The organism is Streptomyces sp. NPDC089915, from assembly GCF_040684675.1.
GTDB lineage: Bacteria > Actinomycetota > Actinomycetes > Streptomycetales > Streptomycetaceae > Streptomyces.
Map to the genome: position 1 here is coordinate 14,313 of NZ_JBFBGN010000040.1, position 24,948 is coordinate 39,260.

19 protein-coding genes are annotated in these 24,948 nt (G+C 73.0%); 9 read left to right on the forward strand and 10 right to left on the reverse strand.

Annotation, left to right across the window (positions count from 1 at the left end):
* Nucleotides 1-57: 57 nt before the first annotated feature.
* The 3 genes from AB0O29_RS15035 to AB0O29_RS15045 all read right to left on the reverse strand — a co-directional run bounded on the left by AB0O29_RS15035 (nucleotide 58) and on the right by AB0O29_RS15045 (nucleotide 7,500).
* The gene (locus tag AB0O29_RS15035) at nucleotides 58-2,886 is read right to left on the reverse strand and encodes a serine/threonine protein kinase (RefSeq protein ID WP_365151617.1); all 2,829 of its coding nucleotides are present in this window, start codon (nucleotides 2,884-2,886) and stop codon (nucleotides 58-60) included.
* A 90-nt stretch (nucleotides 2,887-2,976) separates the two neighbouring features.
* A complete protein-coding gene (locus tag AB0O29_RS15040; RefSeq protein ID WP_365151618.1) occupies nucleotides 2,977-4,968 on the reverse strand; it encodes a protein kinase in 1,992 nt (663 codons plus the stop codon).
* Nucleotides 4,969-5,793: 825 nt separating this feature from the next.
* Nucleotides 5,794-7,500, reverse strand: coding sequence for a glycerol-3-phosphate dehydrogenase/oxidase (locus AB0O29_RS15045; protein WP_365151620.1), 1,707 nt, complete (start codon nucleotides 7,498-7,500; stop codon nucleotides 5,794-5,796).
* 254 nt (nucleotides 7,501-7,754) lie between these two features.
* Between AB0O29_RS15045 and AB0O29_RS15050 the strand changes: the two genes are divergently transcribed.
* Nucleotides 7,755-8,984 carry a nucleotide sugar dehydrogenase gene (locus AB0O29_RS15050; protein ID WP_365151622.1) on the forward strand — a complete coding sequence of 410 codons (1,230 nt, stop codon included), beginning with the start codon at nucleotides 7,755-7,757 and terminating at the stop codon, nucleotides 8,982-8,984.
* A 158-nt stretch (nucleotides 8,985-9,142) separates the two neighbouring features.
* Nucleotides 9,143-9,616, forward strand: coding sequence for a hypothetical protein (locus AB0O29_RS15055; RefSeq protein WP_365151624.1), 474 nt, complete (start codon nucleotides 9,143-9,145; stop codon nucleotides 9,614-9,616).
* Between the two features lie 90 nt (nucleotides 9,617-9,706).
* Here the strand turns inward: AB0O29_RS15055 and AB0O29_RS15060 are convergent, their stop codons facing one another.
* From AB0O29_RS15060 to AB0O29_RS15075, 4 genes are all read right to left on the reverse strand, one after another.
* Complete coding sequence (locus AB0O29_RS15060) at nucleotides 9,707-10,831, reverse strand: GuaB3 family IMP dehydrogenase-related protein (protein WP_365151626.1); 1,125 nt, start codon at nucleotides 10,829-10,831, stop codon at nucleotides 9,707-9,709.
* A gap of 156 nt (nucleotides 10,832-10,987) precedes the next feature.
* Complete coding sequence (guaB, locus tag AB0O29_RS15065; RefSeq protein WP_365151628.1) at nucleotides 10,988-12,487, reverse strand: IMP dehydrogenase; 1,500 nt, start codon at nucleotides 12,485-12,487, stop codon at nucleotides 10,988-10,990.
* Nucleotides 12,488-12,607: 120 nt separating this feature from the next.
* Nucleotides 12,608-13,237: a sigma-70 family RNA polymerase sigma factor gene (locus AB0O29_RS15070; protein WP_365151630.1), complete on the reverse strand. Its 630-nt coding sequence runs from the start codon at nucleotides 13,235-13,237 to the stop codon at nucleotides 12,608-12,610.
* 342 nt (nucleotides 13,238-13,579) lie between these two features.
* Nucleotides 13,580-14,191, reverse strand: a complete 612-nt coding sequence (locus AB0O29_RS15075) for a response regulator transcription factor (protein WP_003948568.1) — start codon at nucleotides 14,189-14,191, stop codon at nucleotides 13,580-13,582.
* A gap of 379 nt (nucleotides 14,192-14,570) precedes the next feature.
* Here AB0O29_RS15075 and AB0O29_RS15080 point away from each other — a divergent pair, with 379 nt between their 5' ends.
* On the forward strand, nucleotides 14,571-14,897 hold the full coding sequence (locus AB0O29_RS15080) for a WhiB family transcriptional regulator (protein WP_030230767.1): 327 nt from the start codon (nucleotides 14,571-14,573) through the stop codon (nucleotides 14,895-14,897).
* 27 nt (nucleotides 14,898-14,924) lie between these two features.
* Here the strand turns inward: AB0O29_RS15080 and AB0O29_RS15085 are convergent, their stop codons facing one another.
* Nucleotides 14,925-15,821 carry a LysR family transcriptional regulator gene (locus AB0O29_RS15085; RefSeq protein ID WP_365151632.1) on the reverse strand — a complete coding sequence of 299 codons (897 nt, stop codon included), beginning with the start codon at nucleotides 15,819-15,821 and terminating at the stop codon, nucleotides 14,925-14,927.
* 109 nt (nucleotides 15,822-15,930) lie between these two features.
* Between AB0O29_RS15085 and AB0O29_RS15090 the strand changes: the two genes are divergently transcribed.
* Nucleotides 15,931-16,704 (forward strand): SDR family oxidoreductase, encoded by a 774-nt coding sequence (locus AB0O29_RS15090; protein WP_365151634.1) that lies wholly within the window; start codon nucleotides 15,931-15,933, stop codon nucleotides 16,702-16,704.
* A gap of 64 nt (nucleotides 16,705-16,768) precedes the next feature.
* The gene (locus tag AB0O29_RS15095; RefSeq protein WP_365151636.1) at nucleotides 16,769-17,467 is read left to right on the forward strand and encodes an ester cyclase; all 699 of its coding nucleotides are present in this window, start codon (nucleotides 16,769-16,771) and stop codon (nucleotides 17,465-17,467) included.
* 82 nt (nucleotides 17,468-17,549) lie between these two features.
* On the opposite strand, the gene groL is transcribed toward AB0O29_RS15095, so the two are convergent.
* Entirely contained in the window at nucleotides 17,550-19,178 is a 1,629-nt protein-coding gene (gene groL, locus AB0O29_RS15100) for a chaperonin GroEL (protein ID WP_365151638.1), read from the reverse strand.
* Nucleotides 19,179-19,289: 111 nt separating this feature from the next.
* Nucleotides 19,290-19,598 carry a co-chaperone GroES gene (groES, locus tag AB0O29_RS15105; RefSeq protein ID WP_266934835.1) on the reverse strand — a complete coding sequence of 103 codons (309 nt, stop codon included), beginning with the start codon at nucleotides 19,596-19,598 and terminating at the stop codon, nucleotides 19,290-19,292.
* Nucleotides 19,599-19,866: 268 nt separating this feature from the next.
* Between groES and AB0O29_RS15110 the strand changes: the two genes are divergently transcribed.
* From AB0O29_RS15110 to AB0O29_RS15125, 4 genes are read left to right on the forward strand one after another with little or no spacing between them, the layout of a single operon-like run.
* Nucleotides 19,867-20,553: a response regulator transcription factor gene (locus AB0O29_RS15110; RefSeq protein ID WP_365151641.1), complete on the forward strand. Its 687-nt coding sequence runs from the start codon at nucleotides 19,867-19,869 to the stop codon at nucleotides 20,551-20,553.
* 12 nt (nucleotides 20,554-20,565) lie between these two features.
* A complete protein-coding gene (locus AB0O29_RS15115) occupies nucleotides 20,566-21,939 on the forward strand; it encodes a HAMP domain-containing sensor histidine kinase (RefSeq protein ID WP_365151643.1) in 1,374 nt (457 codons plus the stop codon).
* Nucleotides 21,940-21,989: 50 nt separating this feature from the next.
* Entirely contained in the window at nucleotides 21,990-23,270 is a 1,281-nt protein-coding gene (locus AB0O29_RS15120) for an LCP family protein (protein ID WP_365151645.1), read from the forward strand.
* Nucleotides 23,258-24,661 (forward strand): FtsW/RodA/SpoVE family cell cycle protein, encoded by a 1,404-nt coding sequence (locus AB0O29_RS15125; protein WP_365151647.1) that lies wholly within the window; start codon nucleotides 23,258-23,260, stop codon nucleotides 24,659-24,661. The genes AB0O29_RS15120 and AB0O29_RS15125 overlap by 13 nt, the downstream gene beginning before the upstream one ends.
* The last annotated feature ends 287 nt before the right edge of the window (nucleotides 24,662-24,948 follow it).

A 24,948-nucleotide genomic window follows, 5' to 3' on the forward strand; every position in this document is an offset into this window, starting at 1 on the left:
GAACCGGGCGGGGCCCGAAAGACAGCACTGTGACGCAATCGCCGTACTGATCGGCCGTCAGCCTCCGGCCTGATAACTGGCCGTGGCCTTGTCGAAGACGTCCGTGACCTTGTCCTGGTTGTCCTCCGGCCCCGTGACCATGACCACGTGATAGGCGCCGCCCAGCGCGACGACGAAGTTGCGGGCGAACAGGGAGCGGCCCGCCGCGTCGATCCAGGTGTAACGGCCGGTCACCCGCAGCTGCTGGCCCACCCTGGTGGACTTCACGTCGCCCCCCGAGGCCCAGGTGGAGTTGCGGTACGGGGACAGCTCCGCCTCCTTGTCCTTCTGGTAGCCCAGCGGATCCGGGGAGCCGCCCTCGACCCGGTCCCGGCCCGGGACCACGATCAGGGTGAACTGCCCCTGGGTGTAGCGGACCTGACCGGCCTCGTTGATCGACTGCCGCTCCCAGCCGTCGGGCACGGCGACCGTGAAGTGCGCCGGGTCCTGCTGGAGGGTGTAGCCGTCGGGGGCCTGCTGGGCGGGCGGCTGCGTGCCGGTGGACGGGGAGCCCGGGGGCGGCGACTGCTGCGGGGACTTCTGCGTCTTCTGCGGCGCCGGGGAGGGGGGCGCCGGGCTCTGGGCGGCCGTGGGCTGCTGGCCCCGGCCGTCGCCCCGGTCACCGGAGCCCGGCAGGAACAGCATCGCGTACGCCACCCCGCCCACGAGCAGCGCCAGGACGGCGACCAGCAGGGTCCGGCCGAGGGAACGCGGCTTGCGGGGGGCGTCGGAGTTGCGGTGGCGGCCGTGCAGTTCACCGCGCCGGCGCACCTCGGGCAGCCGGGCGGGGTCGGGCTCGGGCAGCGGGAACACCGGGAACACGAAGTCCCCGTCGGGCTCCGGGGCGGAGCGGACGAGCGAGCGCAGCCAGCCGCGCAGCTCCTCGAAGTCGGGGCGCTCGGTGGGGTCCTGACGCAACAGGGACTCCACGACGGGGCGCAGCGGGCCGCATTCCTCGGCGAAGGCGGGGGGCTCCGCGCAGACCATGTCCACGAGCTCCGCGACGCTCTCCTCCGGGTACGGGGCGTGCCCCTGGACGGCCCGGTAGAGCAGGGCGCCGAGGGCCCAGAGGTCGGTGGCGGGTCCGATGGGCGCGGCCAGCTGCCAGGGCCCGCCGTGGACGGGGCCCGCCTGTTCGGGGGCCCAGCGCTCGGTGACGGGGCCGACGACGGCCATCCGCGTCTGCCGGGCCCGCTCGGCGTCGAGTCCGGTACGGGGGCCTCCGGCGGCTGCGGGGACGCGGGTCCAGGGCACGGCCGCCGGCTGCACGGGCGGACGGGCTCCGGGGGCGCGGGGCTCCGGGGCCGCGGGGGTGCCGCGTCCGGGGGCCGCGGGGCCGGGGGTTGTGGTTCCGGGGGCCGCCGTTCCGGGGGCTGTGGGGACGCGGGCGCCGGGGGTTCCGGCGGTGGGGCGCTCCGGGACGACGACGGGCAGGACCGCGGTGGTCTCGTACGGGTCCCCCTCGGGGGTCCCGTCCCCGGGCCGTGGCGGGGGGTCGGCCTGGTGGTAGCCCTGCGGGAGGGCGAGCGCCGCCGGGAGCGCGGGACGGAACGGCTCCGCGGGGGCCTCGGGCCACCGCGCCCCCTGGTCCGGGGCCGGTTCCGGCCGCGCGGCGAGGACCTCCTCCGGCCGCTCCGGCGCGGTACGGCCGGCCGGCTCCCAGGCCAGGCCCGGCACGGGCTGCCGGGGGTGGTGGGCGGGGGCCCGGTCCGGGCCGGGGTCCGGCGCCGGGTCCTGGTCGGGTGCCCGCTCCCAAGGGGCCTGCTCCCACGGCGCCTCCGGCTCCGGCTGCGGCTGCGGCTCCGGCTGCGGCTCCGGCGCCCGGTCGTGCTCCGCCGGGCGGCGCGGGGTGGACCCGTGCCAGGGGGCGGCGGAGTCCGGTTCCCCGTACGGGTAGGCGTACTCCTGCGGCAGGTTGGCGCCGGTCGGCGGCAGCTGCGGGACGACCACCGGCCCCCGTACCCCGCGTTCTTCCGCCACCCGCTCGGCGGCGGCGCGGGAGCCGGCCCGGTAGGCGGCCACGGTCCTGGCGCGGGCGGCGGCCAGGGAGTCGTCACGGTCCCGGGCCGGGGGCCCGGGCGGGGCCGCCGGCGCGGGGTCGGCGGGGTCCGGGGGCCCGGCCGGTTCGGCGGGACCGGGGAGGACGTGGTCGGAGTAGCGCGGCCCGGTGTCGTACCCGGGCGCCACCAGCGGGGCGTACGCGGGCTCCCGTACCCCCGGGGCGGGGGGCGTCGGCTCCCAGGACGCGGCGGGATCCGCCGCGGTCCCGTCGCCGGGCTCCTCCGCCGGCACCGGGTCGTACCCGCACAGGGCGTCCTCGGCGGCTCCGGCCGCGAGCCCGGTGAGGACGACGCGTCCGTCCTCGCATATCAGGACCGTGCGGACGGTGATGTTGCGGTGGGTCCAGCCGTGCGCGTGCAGCACGCGCAGGGCGGTCAGCACGTCCGAGGCGACCTCCGCCGCCCGGTAGGGGTTCAGCGGTTCGTCGGCGATCAGCGCGGCCAGCGGCCTGGCGGGGACGAGTTCGCTCACTATCCACAGCGAGCCGTCCTCGGCGAACACGTCGAAGACCTGGTCGAGCCGGGGGTGGTCCGGTACGGAGGCCGCGGCCTGCGCGGCGGCGATCGCCCTGCGCACCGCGGGGAGTTCCCCGGTGGCGGCCGGCCGCGCGCGGGTCCCGTCGAGCAGTTCGGCGTCCACCACCTCGGGCAGCGGCACGTGCCGGACGAGGACCTCCTGCCCGCTGCGGGTGTCGAACGCGCGGGTCTCCACCAGCTCGTGCTCATCGGACGGCGGCAACGGCAGACGGTAGCGGTCGGCCAGGATCCGGCCGGCGTAGTCCTCCACATCGCCTCCCCCGAGTGCGGCGGGCTCCCCATGGCCCCGCTGACACGATACGTGCCCCGGGCCGCCCGCGTCCCGGGCTTGCGAGGGCCGTCAGCCCAACTGCTGGAAGGTGTCGAAGGCGGTGTTGCGGATCTGCGTGCACTCGGGGCCGTCCCACTGGTCGGCCGGGCAGCTGATCATGATGGCGTAGCCGTTCCTGGCGTCCGCCCTGAAGCCGCGGTCGAGCACGCGGGTCTTCATGCCCTGGTCGTCGCGCTCGAACTCCAGGTCCGCGACGGTGGGGTAGTTGCGGTACTGGACGGTTTCGAGGCGGATCTGGTGGTAGTTCCTGCTGCTGGCCGCCGTGCCCGGGGCCATCTCGGCCCAGGCGGCCCGGGCGTCGCTGCCCGGGCTGTCGGTGTGGTCGACCTGGATTCGGGGGAAGCCGCCGGAGCGGCTGTATATCGCGCCCGAGTCACTGCCGGCCGTGCCGGTCTGGTGGAAGCCCTCGGGCATCGCCATGGCGAACCGAAAGCGGGGGTCGGTCACCGTGGCGAACCCCGCGGGGACGCCGGCCCCGCCGCCGGGACCGCCGGGGCTGGCGCCCTGGCCCTGGCTGCTCTGCCCCTGGTTCTGGGCCGGGTCGGTGCCCGGGCTCGGCGCGGCCGGGCTCGGCCCGCCGTTCGCGGAGGCGCTGGGGGTGGGCGTCGGGGTCGGGGTCGGGGAGGAGGCCTGCGACGCGGCCGGGGCGTTGCCCGGGGAGTGGCCGGCCGAGGCGGCCGGGGCGGGGGTGCCCTGCCCCTCGTTCTTGCGGGCGCCCTTGTCGTCGCCGCCGCTGACCGCGTACGCGATGAGCGAGCCGATGACCGCCAGGACCACGAGGACCCCGGCTATCGCGAGGGCGATGGTGCGGCGGGGCATCACGTCGGTGAGCGATGCGGGGGCCACCGTCGAGGGGCGCTTCGGCGCGGCCTCGGCGGCGGCTGCCGCGGCCTCGGCGGCCGCCGCCTTGCGGGCCGCCTTCAGCGCGGCGCGGGTGCGGTCGCGCTGCTCGCGCTCGCGGCGCTCGCGCTCCTTCCTCGCCGCCTTCTCGGCGGCCTTCTCCGCCTCCGCCTCGGCCTTGGTGAGCGAGATCGGCCGGGTCTCCTCGACCGCCGGGGCGGGCTCGGGGGCGGGGACGGGGGCCGGATCGGGCGCGTCGACGACGGCCTTCAGCAACGACCGGGCGCGGTCCTCGTCGAGCCGCATCGCCGGGTCCTTGACCAGCAGCCCGTAGATGACCTCGGTCAGCGCCGGACCGGCGTTCTTCGGCGGGTCCACGGCCTCGGTCATCACCGCGGTGAGGGTGGCGAGCGCGGAACCCTTGTCGTACGGGGGCACGCCTTCGACGGCGGCGTACAGGAGCCCGCCGAGGGACCACATGTCGGCCGGCGGGCCCGGCTTGTAGCCGCGGGCGCGCTCGGGGGAGATGTAGGAGGGGGCGCCGACGAGCATGCCGGTGGAGGTGATGGAGGGGTCGCCCTCGACCTGGGCGATGCCGAAGTCGGTGAGGACGACGCGGCCGCTGCCGGCGATGAGCACGTTGGACGGCTTCACGTCGCGGTGCAGGATGCCCTGGCGGTGCGCGGCGCGCAGGACGTCGAGCACGGCGAGGCCGACCTCGGCGGCGCGGCGCGAGGTCAGCGGGCCGTTCTCCCGGACGAACTCGGCGAGGGAGGGCCCCTCGATGAGCTCCATGACGATCCAGGGCCGCGCGTCCTCGTCGACGACGTCGTAGACGGTGACGGCGCCCTCGTTGCGGATGCGGGCGATGGCCTTGGCCTCGCGGAGGGTGCGGGTGATGAGGCGGCGCTTCTCGTCCTCGTCGACGCCGCCGCCGAAGCGGAGTTCCTTGACGGCGACGGTCCGGCCGAGCACCTCGTCCTCGGCCCGCCAGACGGTGCCCATGCCGCCCTTGCCGAGCACGGCCCCGAGCCGGTACCGCCCGGCAAGCAACCGCCCTTCCCGCTCCCGCCCCACGCCCCCCTCGGCCGCCTTACCCGCACCGGGCTTGGCGACATCGGGCTTGACGTCCTCGGGCTCGGCGCCAGCGGGCCTGCCCACAGCGGGCTTCGCAGCCCCGACCCCGGAGGCGGCCGCCTTGGCAGCGGCAGGCTTCGCGTCCTCAGGCTCGGCGTCAGCGGCCTTGCCGGCGCCGGGCTTCGCAGCCCCGGCCCCGGAAGCGGCCGCCTTGGCAGCGGCAGGCTTCGCGTCCTCAGGCTCGGCGTCAGCGGCCCTGTCCGTAGCCGGCTTCACAGCCCCGGCCCCGGAGGCGGCCGCCTTGGCAGCGGCAGGCTTCGCGTCCTCGGGCTCCGCGCCAGCGGCCCTGTCCGTAGTCGGCTTCACGCCCCGGGCCCCCGGGCCGGCCGCCTCGGCGGTGCCCGGCTTCGCGTCCTCGGGCTCGGCGTCGGCGACCCCGCCCGCGGCGGGCTTCGCGGGGGCCGGTGCCGAAGCTGCCTTGCGGGCCGGGGGCTTGGCCTCCGTCTCGGGCTCGGCCCCGGCCGCGTCGGCGGGGGTCTCGTCCGCCGGGGCGTCAGGAACCTTCCCGGCGGCCGGCTTCGCGGCGGACCTCGGCCGGGGAACGGCGGCGCCCTCCGCCCCTGCGGATTCCGCCTGCGCGACGTCAGATCCGGGCTGGGCGCCCGACTTCACCGCGCCACCGCCCCCGGAGGCACCGGCACCCTCACGCTTCACCCCAGCCGCCTCGGCAGACGACTCGGTGTGCTCCGGCTTCGACATGCGTCCCCTCTGCGATCGTGCAGCCTGCCCCGGCTGCCCCCGGCAGCCGCCGGGGGCAAGGTAACCCACCCCGGCAGAAACCTCATTGTTGCTCACTCCGCATCGGACGGAAGCCCCGGGTCCAGCGGTTCCCCCCGGCGGATCACGGAGTCAGAACGGCACGATGTCGGGCGCCCCCAGCCGTGCCGCGTCGGCGGTCTGGTCGTCCGGCTGGCGCTGCGATTCGCGCTCCGCCTGCACCCGCTTCTCGTAGTGCTCCACCTCGTTCTCGATCTGCTGCTTGTTCCACCCCAGCACCGGAGCCATCAATTCCGCACACTCGCGCGCCGAACGCGTACCCCGGTCGAAGGTCTCGATCGAGATCCGGGTCCGCCGGGTCAGTACGTCGTCCAGGTGACGGGCCCCCTCGTGCGAGGCGGCGTAGACGACCTCCGCCCGCAGGTAGTCCTCGGCCCCGGTCAACGGCTCGCCCAGCCCCGGGTCGGCGGCGATCAGGGCGACCAGCTCCTCCGTCAGGGATCCGTAGCGGTTCAGCAGGTGCTCCACACGCACCACGTGCAGCCCGGTCCGCGCGGCCATGCGGGCCCGGCCGTTCCACAGGGCCCGGTAGCCCTCCGCGCCGACCAGCGGCACGTCCTCCGTGACGCACTGGGCCACCCGCTGGTCCAGCCCGTGCACCGCCTCGTCGACGGCGTCCTTCGCCATGACCCGGTACGTCGTGTACTTGCCGCCGGCCACCACCACCAGCCCCGGCACCGGATGGGCCACCGTGTGCTCGCGGGAGAGCTTGCTCGTGGCGTCCGACTCCCCCGCCAGCAGCGGCCGCAGGCCCGCGTAGACCCCCTGGACGTCGTCCCGGGTCAGCGGCACCGCCAGGACGGAGTTCACGTGCTCCAGCAGGTAGTCGATGTCGGCGCTGGAGGCCGCCGGGTGCGCCTTGTCCAGGTCCCAGTCGGTGTCGGTGGTGCCCACGATCCAGTGCCGCCCCCACGGGATCACGAACAGCACCGACTTCTCCGTCCTCAGGATCAGTCCGCTGTTCGAGTGGATCCGGTCCTTGGGGACCACGAGGTGGATGCCCTTGGAGGCCCGGACGTGGAACTGTCCGCGCTCCCCGATCAGCGCCTGGGTGTCGTCCGTCCACACCCCCGTCGCGTTGACCACCTGCTTGGCGCGGATCTCGTACTCCCCGCCGCCCTCCACGTCCCGCACGCGGGCCCCGACCACCCGTTCGCCCTCGCGGAGGAAGCCGATCACCCTCGCCCGGTTGGCGCAGTGCGCCCCGTACGCGGCGGCCGTCCGGACCAGCGTGGTCACGTAGCGCGCGTCGTCCATCTGGGCGTCGTAGTACTGCAGGGCGCCCACCAGGGCGTCCTTGCGCAGCGCCGGGGCGATCCGCAGCGCCCGCCGGCGCGAGAGGTGCCGGTGGGTGGGCAGGCCGCGGCCGTGCCCGCTGGAGACCGACATCGCGTCGTACAGCGCCACGCCCGAGCCCGCGTAGAACCGCTCCCAGACCTTGTGCTGGAGCGGGTACAGGAACGGCACCGGCTTCACCAGGTGCGGGGCGAGCCGCTCCAGCAGCAGCCCGCGCTCCTTGAGGGCCTCGCGGACGAGGGCGAAGTCGAGCATCTCCAGGTAGCGCAGGCCGCCGTGGATGAGCTTGCTGGAGCGGCTCGACGTCCCCGACGCCCAGTCGCGCGCCTCCACCAGCCCGGTCGACAGGCCTCTGGTCACCGCGTCGAGCGCGGTGCCCGCGCCGACCACCCCCGCGCCGACGACCAGCACGTCCAGTTCCCGCTCGGCCATTCCGGCGAGGGCCTCCGCGCGCTGCGCGGGCCCCAGTGTCGCTGTCCTCACGGCTGCCTCCCGTTGGTGCGGGCCGAACCCGCTCGATGCGGGTGATCCCGCTCACATCTCCCGTTTTCCGATTCTGACCGGCCGCGCCGACATCAGCCACCGGCTGTGGACAACACAGGGATGACCACGGCCCCAGAATGCGACATATCTGTCATATATACGCCTAGTCTGACATTGCGCCAGCTCCATTCGTCCACAGGACTTGCGCGCACCACCCCCTCATGCATGCCAGGGAAGGGAAGGGACGGCCCCCCATGCCCGCAGACCTCGCCGTCATCGGACTCGGCCACCTCGGCCTCCCCCTCGCCCAGGCGGCCGTCGCCGCCGGGATCCAGACCGTCGGCTACGACAGCGGCCCCGCCACGGACAGCCCCCTCACCGCCGCCGAGATCCGCCGGATGTCGGCGGCCGGCTTCCGCGTCACCACCAACCCCGCCGAGCTCGGCCGGGTCCGCACCGCCGTCATCTGCGCCCCCACCCGGCTCGGCGCCGACCGGGCCCTCGACCTCGCCGCCGTCGGCGCCGCCGGCCGCACCCTCGCCGCCCGGCTGCGCCCGCACACCACCGTGATCCTGGAGTCCGCCGCCCACCCCGGGGTCACCGAGGACTACCTGCGGCCCATCCTGGAACAGGGCTCCGGCCTGCGCGCCGGACGCGACTTCCACCTGGCCTACTCCCCCAGCCGCCTCGACCCCGGCAACCGGACCCACACCATCGCCAACACCCCCAAGGTCATCGGCGGCCTCACCCCGGCCTGCACCGAGTCCGCGCACGCCTTCTACGCCCGCCTCACCGAGAAGGTCGTCCGCGCCCGCGGCCTGCGCGAGGCCGAGACCGTACAGCTGCTGGAGACCAACTACCGGCACGTGAACATCGCCCTCATGAACGAGATGGCGGTCCTCTGCCACGACCTCGGCGTCGACCTGTGGGACGTCATCCGGTGCGCCGAGACCAAGCCGTACGGGTTCCAGGCCTTCCGCCCCGGCCCCGGCGTGGGCGGCCACGGCGTCCCCCTCGACCCCAACTACCTCCCCCACACCACCCGCACCCCCGGCCACCCCCTGCGCATGGTCGGTCTGGCGCAGGAGATCAACGACCGGATGCCGCAGTACGTCATCCAGCGCTGCGCCACCCTGCTGAACGAGCACGGCAAATCCGCCCGCGGCGCCCGCGTCCTGCTCCTCGGCGTCACCTACAAGCCCGACCTCGCCGACCAGGAGGGCTCCCCCGCCCGCGAGATCGCCAGCCGGCTCCTCGACCTCGGCGCCATGATCAGCTACCACGACCCGTACATCCCGGGCTGGCGGGTCCGCGACCAGCCCGTCCCGCGCGCCGACTCCCTCTACGAGGCCGCCGCCAACGCCGACCTGACGATCCTGCTCCAGCACCACCGCACCTACGACATGCAGGGCCTGGCGGTGAAGGCCCAGCTCCTCCTGGACACCCGCGGCGCCAGCCCCGCCGGCGCGGCCCACCGCCTCTGACCTGCCCCACCGCTGGTCACGGGCCGATTCCGGTTCGATCATCCGACCGAAATCCCCTCCAGGAATGTCGCAGTCCCCTGCTAGCCTGCGGCGTCACTTATCTCGCACTTATGCCCCTGGGCAGACGTGTGCCCGAATCCCTGGGGGGGATTTCCCGCATGAGCCAGAACTACCAGCCGCCCGCGCCCTCGTCCTACACCGAGGCGCCCGCCCCGGCGCCGGCCCGCGGCGGCAACATCGGCCTGGGCATCGCGGCCGGTGTCGTGGCGGCGCTCGTCGCGGCGGCCGCGTACGGCGGCATCATGAACGCGATCGACCGCGAGATCGGCTACGCCGCCGCCGGCGTCGGCCTGATCGTGGGCCTCGCCGCCGGAAAGCTCGGCGGCCGCAACCCCGTCCTGCCCGGGGTCGCCGCCCTGCTCTCGGTCGGCGGCGTCTTCCTCGGCCAGATGTTCTTCATCGTGCTCGCGATGGCCAAGTACGCGAACGTCGGCGTCCTCGACGTCCTCGACAAGGCCGGCGTCTCCGGCGTGCTGGACATCTGGAAGGAGAGCCTGGACCTCATGTCCTTCGTCTTCCTCGGCATCGGCGCCTTCGTCGGCTTCGGCTCCGCCAAGAAGGCCGGCCTCTGAGCCGGCGCCTCCGAGCCGGACCCCGCGCACGCCGGAGGGCCGGCACCCCGAGCGGGGTGCCGGCCCTCCGGCGTACGTACGGAAGACGGGTCAGCGGCGGTGCTGGGAGTCCGCGACCGTGACCTCGACCCGCTGGAACTCCTTGAGCTCGCTGTAGCCGGTCGTGGCCATCGAGCGGCGCAGGGCGCCGAAGAGGTTCATCGAGCCGTCCGGGGTGTGCGACGGGCCGGTGAGGATCTCCTCGGTCGTGCCGACCGTGCCGAGGTTGACCTTCTTGCCGCGCGGCACGTCCTCGTGGACGGCCTCCATGCCCCAGTGGTGGCCCTTGCCGGGCGCGTCGGTGGCACGGGCCAGCGGGGAGCCCATCATCACGGCGTCCGCACCGCAGGCGATGGCCTTGGGCAGGTCGCCGGACCAGCCCACGCCGCCGTCGGCGATGACGTGCACGTAGCGGCCGCCGGACTCGTCCATGTAGTCGCGGCGCGCCGCGGCCACGTCCGCGACGGCCGTGGCCATCGGGACCTGGATGCCCAGCACGTTGCGCGTGGTGTGCGCGGCGCCGCCGCCGAAGCCGACGAGGACACCCGCCGCGCCGGTGCGCATCAGGTGCAGGGCCGCCGTGTAGGTGGCGCAGCCGCCGACGATGACCGGGACGTCGAGCTCGTAGATGAACTGCTTGAGGTTCAGCGGCTCGGCCGCGCCCGAGACGTGCTCGGCCGAGACGGTGGTGCCGCGGATGACGAAGATGTCGACGCCCGCGTCCACGACGGCCTTGGAGAACTGCGCGGTGCGCTGCGGGGAGAGCGCGGCGGCCGTGACGACGCCCGAGTCGCGCACCTCCTTGATCCGCCGGCCGATGAGGTCGGCCTGGATCGGCGCGGCGTAGATCTCCTGGAGGCGGCGGGTGGCGGCCTCCTCGTCCAGCTCGGTGATCTCGTCGAGCAGCGGCTGCGGGTCCTCGTGGCGGGTCCACAGGCCCTCGAGGTTCAGCACGCCGAGGCCGCCGAGCTCGCCGATCCGGATGGCGGTCTGCGGGGAGACCACGGAGTCCATGGGGGCGGCCAGGAAGGGGAGCTCGAAGCGGTACGCGTCGATCTGCCAGGCGATCGAGACCTCCTTCGGGTCCCGCGTACGCCGGCTCGGGACGATGGCGATGTCGTCGAAGGCGTACGCCCGGCGGCCGCGCTTGCCGCGCCCGATCTCGATCTCAGTCACGTGTGGTGGCCTTTCCTCTGGGTCTGCCCGTCCAGTATCCCCGAACCCCGGGGACCCGCGTTCCGGTGACCGCTGTACGGACGCACGCGCGCGCGTCCGCGGACGCGCCGGAGGGGCGGGCCCGGGTGGGCCCGCCCCTCCGGGCGGTCATCGTGTTCAGCCCTTGCGGGAGTAGTTCGGCGCCTCGACCGTCATCTGGATGTCGTGCGGGTGGCTCTCCTTGAGGCCCGCCGAGGTGATCCGGACGAACCGGCCGCGCTCCTGGAGCTCCGGCACCGTGCGGCCGCCGACGTAGAACATCGACTGGCGCAGGCCGCCGACGAGCTGGTGGACCACGGCGGACAGCGGGCCGCGGTAGGGGACCTGGCCCTCGATGCCCTCGGGGATCAGCTTGTCGTCACCGCCGACGCCCTCCTGGAAGTAGCGGTCCTTGGAGAACGACTTGCGGTCGCCCCGGGACTGCATCGCGCCCAGCGAGCCCATGCCGCGGTAGGACTTGAACTGCTTGCCGTTGATGAAGAGCAGCTCGCCCGGGGACTCCTCGCAGCCCGCGAGCAGCGAGCCGAGCATCACCGTGTCGGCGCCCGCGACGAGGGCCTTGGCGATGTCGCCGGAGTACTGGAGGCCGCCGTCGCCGATGACGGGGACGCCCGCGGCCTTGGCGGCCAGCGAGGCCTCGTAGATCGCGGTGACCTGCGGGACGCCGATGCCGGCGACGACGCGGGTGGTGCAGATGGAGCCGGGGCCGACGCCGACCTTGATGCCGTCGACGCCCGAGTCGATCAGGGCCTGGGCGCCGTCGCGGGTCGCGACGTTGCCGCCGATGACATCGACGGAGGTGTTCGACTTGATCTTGGCGACCATGTCGCCGACCAGGCGGGAGTGGCCGTGCGCGGTGTCGACGACGATGAAGTCGGCGCCCGCCTCGATCAGGGCCTGGGCGCGCTCGTACGCGTCACCGGCGACGCCGACGGCGGCGCCGACCAGCAGGCGGCCGTCCTTGTCCTTGGCGGCGTTCGGGTACTTCTCGGCCTTGACGAAGTCCTTGACCGTGATGAGGCCCTTGAGGAGGCCCGCCTCGTCGACCAGCGGGAGCTTCTCGATCTTGTGGCGGCGCAGCAGCTCCATGGCGTCCACGCCGGAGATGCCGACCTTGCCCGTGACCAGCGGCATCGGGGTCATGACCTCGCGCACCTGGCGGCTGCGGTCCGACTCGAAGGCCATGTCGCGGTTGGTCACGATGCCGAGGAGCTTGCCCGCCGGGTCGGTGACCGGGACGCCGGAGATGCGGAACTTCGCGCAGAGCTCGTCGGCCTCGCGCAGCGTCGCGTCCGGGTGCACCGTGATCGGGTCGGTGACCATGCCGGACTCGGAGCGCTTGACCAGGTCGACCTGGTTGGCCTGGTCGGCGATGGAGAGGTTGCGGTGCAGCACGCCGACGCCGCCCTGGCGGGCCATCGCGATGGCCATCCGGGACTCGGTGACCTTGTCCATGGCCGCGGACAGCAGCGGGACGTTCACTCGGACGTTGCGCGAGATGAGCGAGGAGGTGTCGATCGCGTCCGGCGCCATGTCCGACGCGCCCGGCAGCAGCAGCACGTCGTCGTAGGTCAGTCCGAGCGCGGCGAATTTGTCGGGTACTCCGTCGGCGGTCATGACACCTTCCCAAATGGTCTTGCTCAGCGCGGATGTCCATGCTAACGGGATCCCGAGGCGTCTCATTCCACGACCAAGGTCAACCAGAAGTTTCGTAACTTCCTACGAGGAAAACGCGGGTCACTGCTCCGCGAGCGCGCGCAGCCTGCTCAGCGCACGGTGCTGCGCGACCCGCACCGCGCCTGGGGACATCCCGAGCATCTGGCCGGTCTCCTCGGCGGTCAGCCCGACGGCCACCCGCAGGACGAGCAGCTCGCGCTGGTTCTCCGGCAGATTGGCCAGCAGCTTCTTGGCCCAGGCCGCGTCGCTGCTGAGCAGCGCCCGCTCCTCGGGGCCGAGGGAGTCGTCCGGCCGCTCCGGCATCTCGTCGGACGGGACGGCGGTGCTCCCCGGATGCCGCATGGCGGCCCGCTGGAGGTCGGCGACCTTGTGCGCGGCGATGGCGAAGACGAAGGCCTCGAAGGGGCGCCCGGTGTCCCGGTAGCGCGGCAGCGCCATCAGGACGGCGACGCACACCTCCTGCGCGAGGTCCTCGACGAAGTGGCGGGCATCACCCGGCAGCCGCGACAGCCGGGTGCGGCAGTAGCGGATGGCCAGGGGGTGCACGAAGGCCAGCAGGTCGTGCGTGGCCTGCTCGTCACCGTCGACCGCCCGGCGTACGAGCGCGCTGACGGCCCCGGCGTTGCCGCCTTTGGCGGCGCCGGTGGGGCCTGTGGCCGGGGCTGACCCCAGGGCCTCGTCGTCGCGCATCAATCCATGGTGCCTTGGCGCCGGAGCGTTCGTGGCATCGCGGTCCGTGTTGTGCGTCGAAGCGTTATGAGCGGGTGCGCCGGAACCCATCTTCTGCGCCCTCCCCTCCGCTCGGCCCGAATCGTCGTCCCCGAGGACTCGACCTCTCCAAGAATGCGGCACACCATCAAGGATGCGGCATCGCGCCCGAAGCGACACGTCCCCCGGATTGTGCCCCGTCAATCCCCGACGGGACACCGGTTGGGACGGGACTTTCGCGTCCCGTCTCCAGGAGGCGGCCTGCCGCCCCGCCCGCCATCGGCGGACGGGACCGCTCCGGAAAGCCGGACGCCGCTCCCGCGGTCAGCGGACGAGACCCCAGCGGAAGCCGAGCGCCACGGCGTGGGCCCGGTCCGAGGCGCCGAGCTTCTTGAAGAGCCTGCGGGCGTGCGTCTTGACCGTGTCCTCGGAGAGGAAGAGCTCGCGCCCGATCTCCGCGTTGGACCGGCCGTGGCTCATGCCCTCCAGCACCTGGATCTCGCGCGCGGTGAGGGTGGGCGCGGCGCCCATCTCGGCCGAGCGCAGCCGGCGCGGGGCCAGCCTCCAGGTCGGGTCGGCGAGGGCCTGGGTGACCGTGGCCCGCAGTTCGGCGCGCGAGGCGTCCTTGTGCAGGTAGCCGCGGGCGCCGGCGGCGACCGCGAGGGCCACCCCGTCGAGGTCCTCGGCGACCGTCAGCATGATGATGCGGGCCCCCGGGTCGGCGGACAGGAGCCGGCGGACGGTCTCGACACCGCCGAGCCCGGGCATCCGCACGTCCATCAGAATCAGGTCGGACCGGTCGGCACCCCAGCGGCGGAGGACTTCCTCGCCGTTGGCAGCCGTCGTCACACGCTCGACGCCGGGCACGGTGGCAACCGCGCGACGGAGCGCCTCTCGGGCAAGCGGGGAGTCGTCGCAGACGAGGACGGAAGTCATGACCGCCCTCCGCAGCTGCTGATGCGCGTCACCTTGAGCCTCCAGGCTGGTACGTATCGTCACCTGTGCGGTCGATGCTCTCGGACACCTGTCCGGGAACATGTCGTTTCAACCGCACTCGCTCTCTCAACGACGGTCACTCGAAAGAGTTACGGGTCGGACGGACACCTTCGGCACTCTACGTGAGGAAGCGATCACGACGCCGGAGCCACCCTCGGCGCGTCCTCCATCTGGAGCTATGCCCTATTTGGCGGCTTTCCTTCCGTTTGGCATGTGTCTGAGGCTAGATTCCCAATGAGTCATATTTACATCTACTACGACAGTAGGTGTGGAGACATGGACCGTATCCGCCTCAGTACCGGCACCAAGAGGACTACCAATGGCAGATTTCTCCCGCCTCCCCGGACCGAACGCCGATCTCTGGGACTGGCAGCTGCTGGCAGCCTGCCGAGGGGTCGACAGCTCCCTCTTCTTCCACCCGGAGGGCGAGCGGGGCGCGGCCAGGAGTGCGCGCGAGGCCTCGGCTAAAGAGGTCTGCATGCGCTGCCCGGTGCGCTCGGAATGCGCCGCGCACGCACTCGCCGTCCGCGAGCCCTACGGGGTGTGGGGCGGCCTCACCGAGGACGAACGCGAGGAGCTGATGGGCCGCGCTCGGCACCGCCTGATCCCCGCCTCCAGCACGATCGGCCCCATCGCGCCGCACTGACCCGAACCGGCCGCGCCACCCCCGGCGTCAGCGGGCGGCGGCCCGCACCAGCTCTCCCAGGGTCGCCGCCACCGCCGGCACGCGGGCCAGGTCGGGCAGCGTCAGCGCCACGACCTCCCGCTCCACCGCCGGCTCCACCGCCAGGGTGCTCACGCCCTTCGCCCGTACGGACTCCACCGCGAGCTCCGGCAGCACCGCCACACCCAGCCCGGCCCCGACCAGCCCCACCACGGCGGGGTAGTCGTCGGTGGCGAAGTCGATGCGCGGGGTGAAGCCCGCCCCCTCGCACACCTCCACCAGGTGGCGGCGGCAGCGCGGGCAGCCCGCGATCCAGGGCTCGCCGGCCAGTTCCGCCATGCCCACGCGCCCGGCCCCGGCCAGCCGGTGCCCGTCGGGGACCAGCCCGACGAGCCGGTCGGTCAGCAGCGGGGTGACCACGAGGTCCTCCCACTCGGCCGCCGCCGACGCCCCGGCGTAGCGGAAGGCCAGCGCCAGGTCGCAGTCCCCCTCTCGCAGCATCTCCACCGAGCGCGGCGGCTCCGCCTCCACCAGGGAGATACGGGTGCCGGGGTGCTCGGCGCGCATCGCCGCGAGCGCGGTCGGCACCAGCGTGGAACTGCCGCTGGGGAAGGAGACCAGCCGCACCCGGCCCGCGCGCAGCCCGGCGATGGCCGCGACCTCCTCCTCGGCGGCGGTCAGCCCGGCCAGGATCCCGGCGGCGTGGCGCACGAGGGCCTCCCCCGCCTGCGTCAGCCGCATCTCGCGGCCCGTGCGGACCAGCAGCGGGGTGCCGGCCGACTGCTCCAGGGCCTTCATCTGCTGGGAGACGGCGGGCTGGGTGCAGCCGAGTTCGCGGGCGGCGGCGGAGAAGGAACCGGTCCCGGCGACAGCGCGCAGGATCCGCAGGTGGCGTGCCTCAATCACCCTTCGAGCATAAGCCCGGCTTTTGCCTCGCCGGTCGTGTCCAGCCCCGACTTTGAGAACGGGGCCCTCAGGGGGTACGGGAGCGGGCGGGGGCGGCTATTTTGCGCACATGACGACTGCGTTGATCACTGGATCCACGGCGGGCATCGGCGCCGCCTTCGCCCGGCGGCTCGCCGCCCAGGGCCACAACCTCGTCCTGGTGGCCCGGGACACGAAGCGGCTGGCCGAGCAGGCCACCGAGCTGCACGACCGGCACGGCATCGAGGCCGAGGTGCTGGCCGCCGACCTCGCCACGGAGGAGGGCATCGCGTCGGTCGAGACCCGCCTCGCCGACCGCACCCACCCGGTGGACCTGCTGGTCAACAACGCCGGCTTCGGCAACAAGGGCCGCTACCTCGAGGTCTCCATGGCCGACGAGCTGACGATGCTGAAGGTGCACATCGAGGCGGTGCTGCGACTGACCTCGGCGGCGACGGAGTCGATGCGCTCGCGCGGCCGCGGCGGGGTCGTCAACGTGGCCTCGGTCGCCGCCTTCGTCCCGCGCGGCACCTACGGCGCCAGCAAGGCCTGGGTCGTCCAGTTCACCCAGGGCGCGGCCCGGGACCTGGCCGGGTCCGGGGTGCGGATGATGGCGCTGTGCCCGGGCTTCGTGCGGACGGAGTTCCACCAGCGGGCCGGGATGGGCACCGACAACATCCCGGGCTGGCTGTGGCTGGACGCCGACAAGCTGGTGGCGGCCGCGCTGGCCGACCTGGCGCGCGGGAAGACGGTGTCGATCCCGGACCCGCGGTACAAGGCGCTGATGGGCGTGGTGAAGCTGACGCCGCGCGGGCTGCTCGGCGGGGTGTCCTCCCGCACCGGGCGCAAGTACGGGCCCCAATAAAGCGGCCGAAAGGGTGAAATCTCCCTAAAATGGACGTGTCTCATCCACTGCGGGAGGCGACGCGATGACATTCGTACAGGTAATCGATTACGAGACCAAGCGGTTCGACGAGATGAACGCCCTCATCGACCGCTACGCGGAACAGACCAGCGGCAGGCGCACGGTCACCCACACCATGATCGGCCAGGACCGCGACTCCCGGACGCACTACGTGGACCTCGTCGAATTCCCCTCGTACGAGGAGGCGATGAAGAACTCTCACCTCCCCGAGACCGACCGGATGTTCCAGGAGATGGTCGCCCTCTGCGAGGGGATGCCGAAGTTCATGAACCTGGACGTCGTCCGGGACGAGTACCTCAACAAGCTGGTCGCGAACCGGTTCTTCGACGAGATCGCGGCACTGGGCAAGTTCGAGGTCATCGAGGAGTGCATCGCGCTCGACTACGTCACTCACGACATGATGGACACGGAGGGCCGCGGCAACGGCCGGGACGGTCTGCGGCGGACCATCGGCATGTGGCGGGAGGCGTTCGACTTCGGCTTCGAGAAGACGGGCCAGATCGCCGAAGGGGACTGCGTGACCACGCTGTGGGACTGGAGGGGCACCCACAAGGGCGAGTTCATGGGGGTGGCGCCGACCGGCAAGGAGGTCGGCATGTCGGGCTGTGCGACCTTCCGGATCGAGAACGGCCAGATCGCGGAAGACTGGTGGTACTACGACGCTCCCGGGCTGATGCGGCAGTTGGGCGTGATGCCCGCGTAATCCCACGCAAGAGGCCCTGGTCACCCCCGCGAAGCAGCGGTGACCAGGGCCTTCTCGTGGAGCTGGTGCTCAGGCTTCAGCCTCAGTGGCTGTGGCCGTGACCGTGGCCGTGGCCGGCGTCGGCCTCTTCCTCGGCCGGCTTCTCGACGACCAGGGTCTCGGTCGTGAGCAGCAGGGAGGCGATGGAGGCGGCGTTCTCCAGCGCGGAGCGGGTGACCTTGACCGGGTCGATGACGCCGGCCTTGACCAGGTCGCCGTACTCGCCGGAGGCGGCGTTGAAGCCGTTGCCCTTCTCCAGCTCCGCCACCTTCGAGGTGATGACGTAGCCCTCGAGGCCGGCGTTCTCGGCGATCCAGCGCAGCGGCTCGACGGCGGCGCGGCGGACGACCGACACGCCCGTGCCCTCGTCGCCGGTCAGGCCGAGGTTGCCCTCCAGGACCTTGACGGCGTGGACGAGCGCGGAGCCACCGCCGGAGACGATGCCCTCCTCGACCGCGGCGCGGGTCGCCGAGATGGCGTCCTCGAGGCGGTGCTTCTTCTCCTTGAGCTCCACCTCGGTGGCGGCGCCGACCTTGATGACGCAGACGCCGCCGGCGAGCTTCGCCAGGCGCTCCTGCAGCTTCTCGCGGTCCCAGTCGGAGTCCGTGGACTCGATCTCGGCCTTGATCTGGTTGACGCGGCCCGCGACGTCAGCGGCGTTGCCGCCACCGTCGACGATGGTCGTGTCGTCCTTGGAGATGGTCACGCGGCGCGCGGAACCGAGGACGTCCAGACCGGCCTGGTCGAGCTTGAGGCCGACCTCCTCGGCGATGACGGTGGCACCGGTGAGGGTGGCCATGTCCTGGAGCATCGCCTTGCGACGGTCGCCGAAGCCCGGGGCCTTGACGGCGACCGCGTTGAAGGTGCCGCGGATCTTGTTGACGACGAGGGTGGAGAGCGCCTCGCCCTCGACGTCCTCGGCGATGATCAGCAGCGGGCGGGAGCCGCCGGCCTGGATGACCTTCTCCAGCAGGGGCAGGAGGTCCTGGATGGAGGAGATCTTGCCCTGGTTGATCAGGATGTACGGGTCGTCGAGGACGGCCTCCATACGCTCCTGGTCGGTCACCATGTACGGGGAGAGGTAGCCCTTGTCGAAGGCCATGCCCTCGGTGAACTCCAGCTCCAGGCCGAAGGCGTTGGACTCCTCGACGGTGATGACACCGTCCTTGCCGACCTTGTCCATCGCCTCGGCGATGAGCTCGCCGACCTGCGAGTCCTGCGCGGAGAGCGCGGCCACGGCGGCGATGTCGGACTTGTCCTCGATCGGGCGGGCGGTCGCGAGGAGCTCCTCGGACACGGCCTTGACCGCGGCGTCGATGCCCTTCTTCAGGGCGGCCGGGGAGGCACCGGCGGCGACGTTGCGCAGACCCTCGCGGACGAGCGCCTGGGCCAGCACGGTGGCGGTGGTGGTGCCGTCACCCGCGATGTCGTTGGTCTTGGTCGCCACCTCCTTCACCAGCTGCGCGCCGAGGTTCTCGTACGGGTCGTCCAGCTCGACCTCGCGGGCGATGGTGACACCGTCGTTGGTGATGGTGGGGGCGCCGAACTTCTTGTCGATGACGACGTTGCGGCCCTTGGGGCCGATCGTCACCTTGACCGTGTCGGCAAGCTTGTTGACGCCGCGCTCGAGGGCGCGACGGGCGTCCTCGTCGAACTTCAGGATCTTCGCCATGGAAGCGGTTCAGCCCTCTCGAAAACTCGGGTTTAACGAACCGCGCCCCTCGCCGCCCGGCAATCAGCGGGGTGACCAGGGGCGCAGTTCAAAGCAAAGCGTGAGAAGTGATTACTTCTCGACGATCGCGAGCACGTCGCGGGCCGAGAGGACGAGGTACTCCTCGCCGCTGTACTTCACTTCGGTGCCGCCGTACTTGCTGTACAGCACGACGTCGCCGACGGAGACGTCCAGCGGGAGACGCTGGCCGTCCTCGAAGCGGCCCGGGCCGACCGCGAGGACGACGCCCTCCTGGGGCTTCTCCTTCGCGGTGTCCGGGATGACCAGGCCGGAGGCCGTGGTCTGCTCGGCGTCGAGCGGCTGGACCACGATGCGGTCCTCAAGCGGCTTGATGGCAACCTTGGAGCTGGCGGTCGTCACGATCCGACCTCCCCCTTCGGAGATCCGGGGTTAACTGTCTGGAGTGGCGACCAGGTCGATCCGTCGTCGCGGGTGCCGGACCAGCCTGTCGCTGTGTTGGCACTCACCGGTGGCGAGTGCCAGGTGTGACACTATTCCGGCGATTAGCACTCGGTCAAGCGGAGTGCCAACACGCTCCACCGGATCCACGTATTCCGGCCGCGGGTCGCCCCGTTTGGCCCAAACCCTGCCCCACGGGGTCCGGCGCCCGGTGTGTGAGGCTGGGCGGGTGCGCATCCTGGTCGTCGAAGACGAAGAGAACCTGGCCGAGTCCCTCCGGCAGGGCCTGTCCGCCGAGGGCCACCGCGTCGAGGTCGCCCACGACGGGCACCGCGGGCTGGAACTCGCGCTCACCGGCGGTCCGTACGACGTCGTCCTGCTGGACCTCATGCTCCCCGGCCCCGGCGGCGCCGAGATCTGCGCCCGTATGCGCGCCCACGGCGACCCCACCCCCGTCCTGGTCCTCACCGCCAAGGACGGCGAGTACGACGAGGCCGAGGGCCTCGACGCCGGGGCCGACGACTACCTCACCAAGCCCTTCTCCTTCGTCGTGCTCGGCGCCCGCCTGCGCGCCCTCGCCCGCCGCGCCGCCGGCCCCGGGCCCGCGCCCGCCGTGCTCCGCGCCGGGGACCTCGTCCTCGACCCGCACGACCGCCGCTGCCGCCGCGGCGAGCAGGACATCGAGCTCACCGCCCGCGAGCTCGGCGTCCTCGCCTGCCTGATGGAACGCCCCGGCCGGGCCGTCGCCAAGCAGGACATCCTCGACGAGGTCTGGGACTCCCCGCACGGCATCGACCCCAACATCGTCGAGGTCTACGTCTCCTCCCTGCGCAAGAAGATCGACGCCCCCTTCGGCCGCCGCTCCATCCTCACCGTCCACGGCACGGGCTACCGCATGGCCCCCGACGGCGGCTGACGGTGACCGGCCTTGGTTAGCAGCCTGCGCGCCCGGACCGCGCTCGCCGCCGCGCTCGCGATGGCCGCCGTCCTCGCCACCGGCGGACTGTGGCTGTACACCCTCATGCGCGGCAACCTCCTCGACAACACCACCGGCCGCACCGAGCTCGCCGCCCGGAAGGTCGCCGCCCAGGTCGACACCCGGACCCTCCCGCCCGGCGGCCGGCTGCCCGCACCGGAGAACGGGGTCGACCTGGTCCTCGTACAGGACGCGCGGGGCCGGACCGTCGCGAGCACCGCCGCCGGCGGCGAGCCCCGGGACATCCCCCGCCTCGACGGGCTGCGCCCCGGGCCCGGACAGGACTCCCGGTCGGCCGTCCTGGCACCCGCGCACCCCGGCGCGCAGCGGCGCGTGGTCGTGGCGGTCGGGGCCCCCGGGCCGCCCGGGGCGCACGACCCGGCCGCCCCGCACACCGTGTACGCGATGACCGTCCTCGGCGACGTCGACGACGCCACCCGCGCCGTCGCGGCCGGGCTGCTCGGCGGGGCGCCCCCGATGATCGCCTTCGCGGCGGCCCTCGCCTGGTGGGCCACCGGGCACGCGCTGCGCCCCGTCACCGCGATCCGCTCCGGGCTGGCCTCGGTCACCGCGAGCGAGCTGGACCGCCGCGTCCCCGACCCGGGCGGCGCCGACGAGATCGCCCAGCTGGCGCGGACCGTCAACGACACCCTCGACCGGCTGGAGCGCTCCGACGCCCGCCAGCGGCAGTTCACCGCCGACGCCTCGCACGAGCTGCGCAACCCGCTGGCCGCCGTCCGCTCCCGGCTGGAGGTGGCCCTGGCGATGGAGCGGCCCGACCGGGCCTCGGTGGCCGCGGCGCTGGCCGACACCGAGCGGCTCCAGCGGATCGCCGCCGACCTGCTGCTCCTGGCCCGCCTCGACGGCGGGCCCGCGCCGCGCCCCGAGCCGGTGGACCTGGCCCTGCTGGCGGCGGAGGACGCGGCGCGCCGGCCCGCGCCCCGGGTGCCGCTGCGGGTGGAGGCGCCGGATCCGGTCCCGGCGCACGGGGACGCGGCCCGGCTGGAGCGGGCCCTGGCCAACCTGGTGGACAACGCCCTGCGGTACGCGCGGGGCGGGGTCGTGGTGCGGGCCGCCGCGCGGGACGGGTGGGCGGTCCTGGAGGTGGCGGACGACGGTCCGGGGATCCCGGAGGCGGACCGGGACCGGGTCTTCGAGCGGTTCGTCCGGCTCGACGCGGACCGGGGCCGGGCCAGCGGCGGCACCGGGCTGGGCCTGGCGATCGCCCGCGAGATCGCACGGGCGCACGGCGGCGGCGTACGCGCGCTGGACGCGCCGGGCGGCGGCGCGCTGCTGGAGCTGCGGATCCCGTCGGGGGGCGGCTGAGGCGCCGCTCTCAGGTTTCCTTCAGCGCCCCTGCGCCAGGATCGACCGGCATGAGCGCGCGACGGAGGAAACCCGGCACCGGTCACCACAGGCGCGGCCCCCGCGGAGCCCGCCCCGGCGGCGGCTCCCCGCGCGGACGCTCCCCGCGCGGCCTCGGCCGCACGCTGCTGGTCACGGCGTGCGCGCTGGCGCTGCTGGCCGCCGGCACCGTCTGGTACGTCTACCGGGAACTGGCGTCGAGCATCGGCAGCTCGAAGGCCTTGGACGGGGCGCAGAAGTCGGCGCACGGCGATGTGAACGTCCTGCTCATCGGCCTGGACAGCCGCCGCGACCAGAACGGCGACCCGCTGCCGGAGGCGGTGCTGGACCAGCTGCACGCGGGGAGCTCCGACATCGGGGGCTACAACGCCAACACCATGATCCTGCTGCACGTGCCGGGTGACGGCGGGCGGGCCAAGGCCTTCTCGATACCCCGGGACGACTTCGTCCCGCTGGCGGGGGCCGCCGGGGGCGGCAAGGACAAGATCAAGAAGGCGTACGGGCTGGCGAAGTCGGCCGAGGAGGAACGGCTCTCCGCGCAGGGGGTGAAGGACCGGCGGCAGCTCGAACGGGAGGGGCGCGAGGCCGGGCGCAAGGCGCAGATCGAAACGGTGCGGAACTTCCTGGGCGTCCCGGTCGATCATTTCGCCGAACTGAACCTGGCCGGCTTCTACCACCTCGCGGACGCGCTGGGCGGCGTCCCGGTGTGCCTGAAGAAGCCGGTGAAGGACCGGTACTCGGGGGCGGACTTCCCGGCGGGCCGGCAGACGCTGAACGGGCGGCAGTCACTGGCGTTCGTACGCCAGCGGCACGGTCTGGACGGGGGCGACCTGGACCGGACCAAGCGGCAGCAGGCCTTCCTGGCGGGGGCCACGCAGAAGCTGGATTCGGCGGGGACCTTCACCGATCCGCTCAAGCTGATCAAGCTGATCGACACGGCGAAACAGGACGTCGTGACGGACGCGGGGTGGGATCTGCTGTCGTTCGTGAAGCAGGCGAAGAACCTGTCCGGCGGCAAAGTGCAATTTTCGACACTCCCCATCGAGGGCTTCGCAAGGAACCATGGGGAGGACATCAACGTCGTAGATGATATGAAGATAAAGCGCCTCATTGCCGAGCAGATCGGTCCCCAGACCGCCACTGCGACCCCGAGTGCACCGGGCGCCGCGTCTCCTTCCTCCCTCCCCTCATCACCCTCATCACCCTCGGCCCCTCCGCCGTCAGGGCCGCGGGCGGAGCCCGAGCCGGAGCCCGACACCATCGACGGCGGCGGCGTCCCGTGCGTGGACTGAGACCGCTGACGACGGCCGGGGCCCGCCGCCGCACCGAAGCGCTCCTGCTGGTGTTCGTCGTCGGCATCGCCGTCTTCGGACACGTGAGCGCGGGCCTGGCCATGAACGGCGAGCTGCCGCAGCACCTCACCAGCTTCGTGCTCAGCATGACCCTGCTCTCCCTGGTGGGACACCTGGGCATCCGCCGCTTCGCGGCGTACGCGGACCCGCTGATCTTCCCGCTCGCCATGCTGCTCACGGGGCTGGGGCTGGTGCTCATCCACCGGCTCGACCAGGGGTACATCGAGCGCTACAACTCCGACGCGAACGCGCCCGGCCAGCTGATGTGGACGGTGGTCGGGGTCGCCGCCTGCCTGCTCGTGGTGGCGCTGCTGCGGGACCACCGGCTGCTCCAGCGGTTCATCTACATCACGATGGCCGTCGCGCTGGTGCTGCTGATCGCGCCGGCGTTCTTCGGGGCGGACACCTACGGCGCGAAGCGCTGGATCATCCTGTTCGGGTTCTCGCTCCAGCCCGGCGAGTTCGTGAAGATCATGATCGCGATCTTCTTCGCGGGCTACCTGGTCATCCACCGCGACTCGCTGGCACTGACCGGCCGGAAGTTCCTGGGCATGCGGCTGCCGCCGATGCGCCAGCTCGGGCCGATCATCACGGTGTGGATCATCTCGCTGCTCGTGCTGGTCTTCGAGCGCGACCTGGGCACCTCGCTGATCTTCTTCGGTGTGTTCGTGGTGATGCTGTACGTGGCCACCGAGCGCACCAGCTGGATCGTCTGCGGCCTGGTCATGGCGGCGGGCGGCGCCTTCGTGGTCGGCTCGACCGAGCCGCACGTCAAGGCGCGCGTGGCGGCCTGGCTCAACCCGCTGTCCTACTACTGGGAGAACCGCCCGCCGGGTGTCACCTCCGACCAGTCGGCGCAGGCCCTGTTCAGCTTCGGCACGGGCGGCGTCTCGGGGACGGGCCTGGGGATGGGCCACCCCGAGCTGATCAAGTTCGCGGGGCGCAGCGACTTCATCCTGACGACGGTGGGCGAGGAGCTCGGCCTGGCGGGGGTCATGGCCGTACTGCTGCTGTACGCGCTCCTCGCGCAGCGGGGCCTGCGGATGGCGCTGGCCGCGCGGGACCCGTTCGGCAAGCTGCTGGCGGTGGGCCTCGCGTCGGCGCTGGCGCTCCAGGTCTTCGTGGTCGCGGGCGGCGTCACGGGCCTGATCCCCCTGACCGGCAAGGCCCTGCCCTTCCTGGCGAAGGGCGGCTCGTCCCTCCTGGCCAACTGGATCATGATCGCCCTCCTGCTCCGCATCAGCGACAGCGCGGAACGCCAACGCGAGGCGGACGCGAGAGGCCCGGCGGAGACGACGATCACCCCGGTGGTGGGGGCGGGGGTGCGGTAGGGGTACGGCTACGGCTACGGGGCTCGGCGGGCCCCCCGTGGGAGGGCGTACGGGGCTCGGTGCGGGCCCGCCATCACCCCCGCGAGGGGCCGGGCGCCGGGCGGTGGCTGCCCACCCGCCGCCCGGGGGTGTGGGTGGGGCGGGGGTGGCACGGTGCGGCGGGGGCGGGTGAGGGCGGGACCTGGGCCGACCGTTCTCAGGGAGGGTTGGGGGTTTCCCGCCAGTCTCATCGTCCTTCCGCGTCGGGCCGGTCAGTCAAGAGCGCTCCTTCGTCGCGTCGCTACGCG

What these genes read in the sequence shown, in the direction of transcription:
- AB0O29_RS15050 (WP_365151622.1), top strand. Translation starts at nt 7,755, where the DNA reads ATGCCCGCAGACCTCGCCGTCATCGGACTCGGCCACCTCGGCCTCCCC.
- AB0O29_RS15055 (WP_365151624.1), top strand. Translation starts at nt 9,143, where the DNA reads ATGAGCCAGAACTACCAGCCGCCCGCGCCCTCGTCCTACACCGAGGCG.
- guaB (WP_365151628.1), bottom strand. Translation starts at nt 12,487, where the DNA reads ATGACCGCCGACGGAGTACCCGACAAATTCGCCGCGCTCGGACTGACC.
- AB0O29_RS15070 (WP_365151630.1), bottom strand. Translation starts at nt 13,237, where the DNA reads ATGCGCGACGACGAGGCCCTGGGGTCAGCCCCGGCCACAGGCCCCACC.
- AB0O29_RS15075 (WP_003948568.1), bottom strand. Translation starts at nt 14,191, where the DNA reads ATGACTTCCGTCCTCGTCTGCGACGACTCCCCGCTTGCCCGAGAGGCG.
- AB0O29_RS15080 (WP_030230767.1), top strand. Translation starts at nt 14,571, where the DNA reads ATGGCAGATTTCTCCCGCCTCCCCGGACCGAACGCCGATCTCTGGGAC.
- AB0O29_RS15090 (WP_365151634.1), top strand. Translation starts at nt 15,931, where the DNA reads ATGACGACTGCGTTGATCACTGGATCCACGGCGGGCATCGGCGCCGCC.
- AB0O29_RS15095 (WP_365151636.1), top strand. Translation starts at nt 16,769, where the DNA reads ATGACATTCGTACAGGTAATCGATTACGAGACCAAGCGGTTCGACGAG.
- groL (WP_365151638.1), bottom strand. Translation starts at nt 19,178, where the DNA reads ATGGCGAAGATCCTGAAGTTCGACGAGGACGCCCGTCGCGCCCTCGAG.
- AB0O29_RS15120 (WP_365151645.1), top strand. Translation starts at nt 21,990, where the DNA reads ATGAGCGCGCGACGGAGGAAACCCGGCACCGGTCACCACAGGCGCGGC.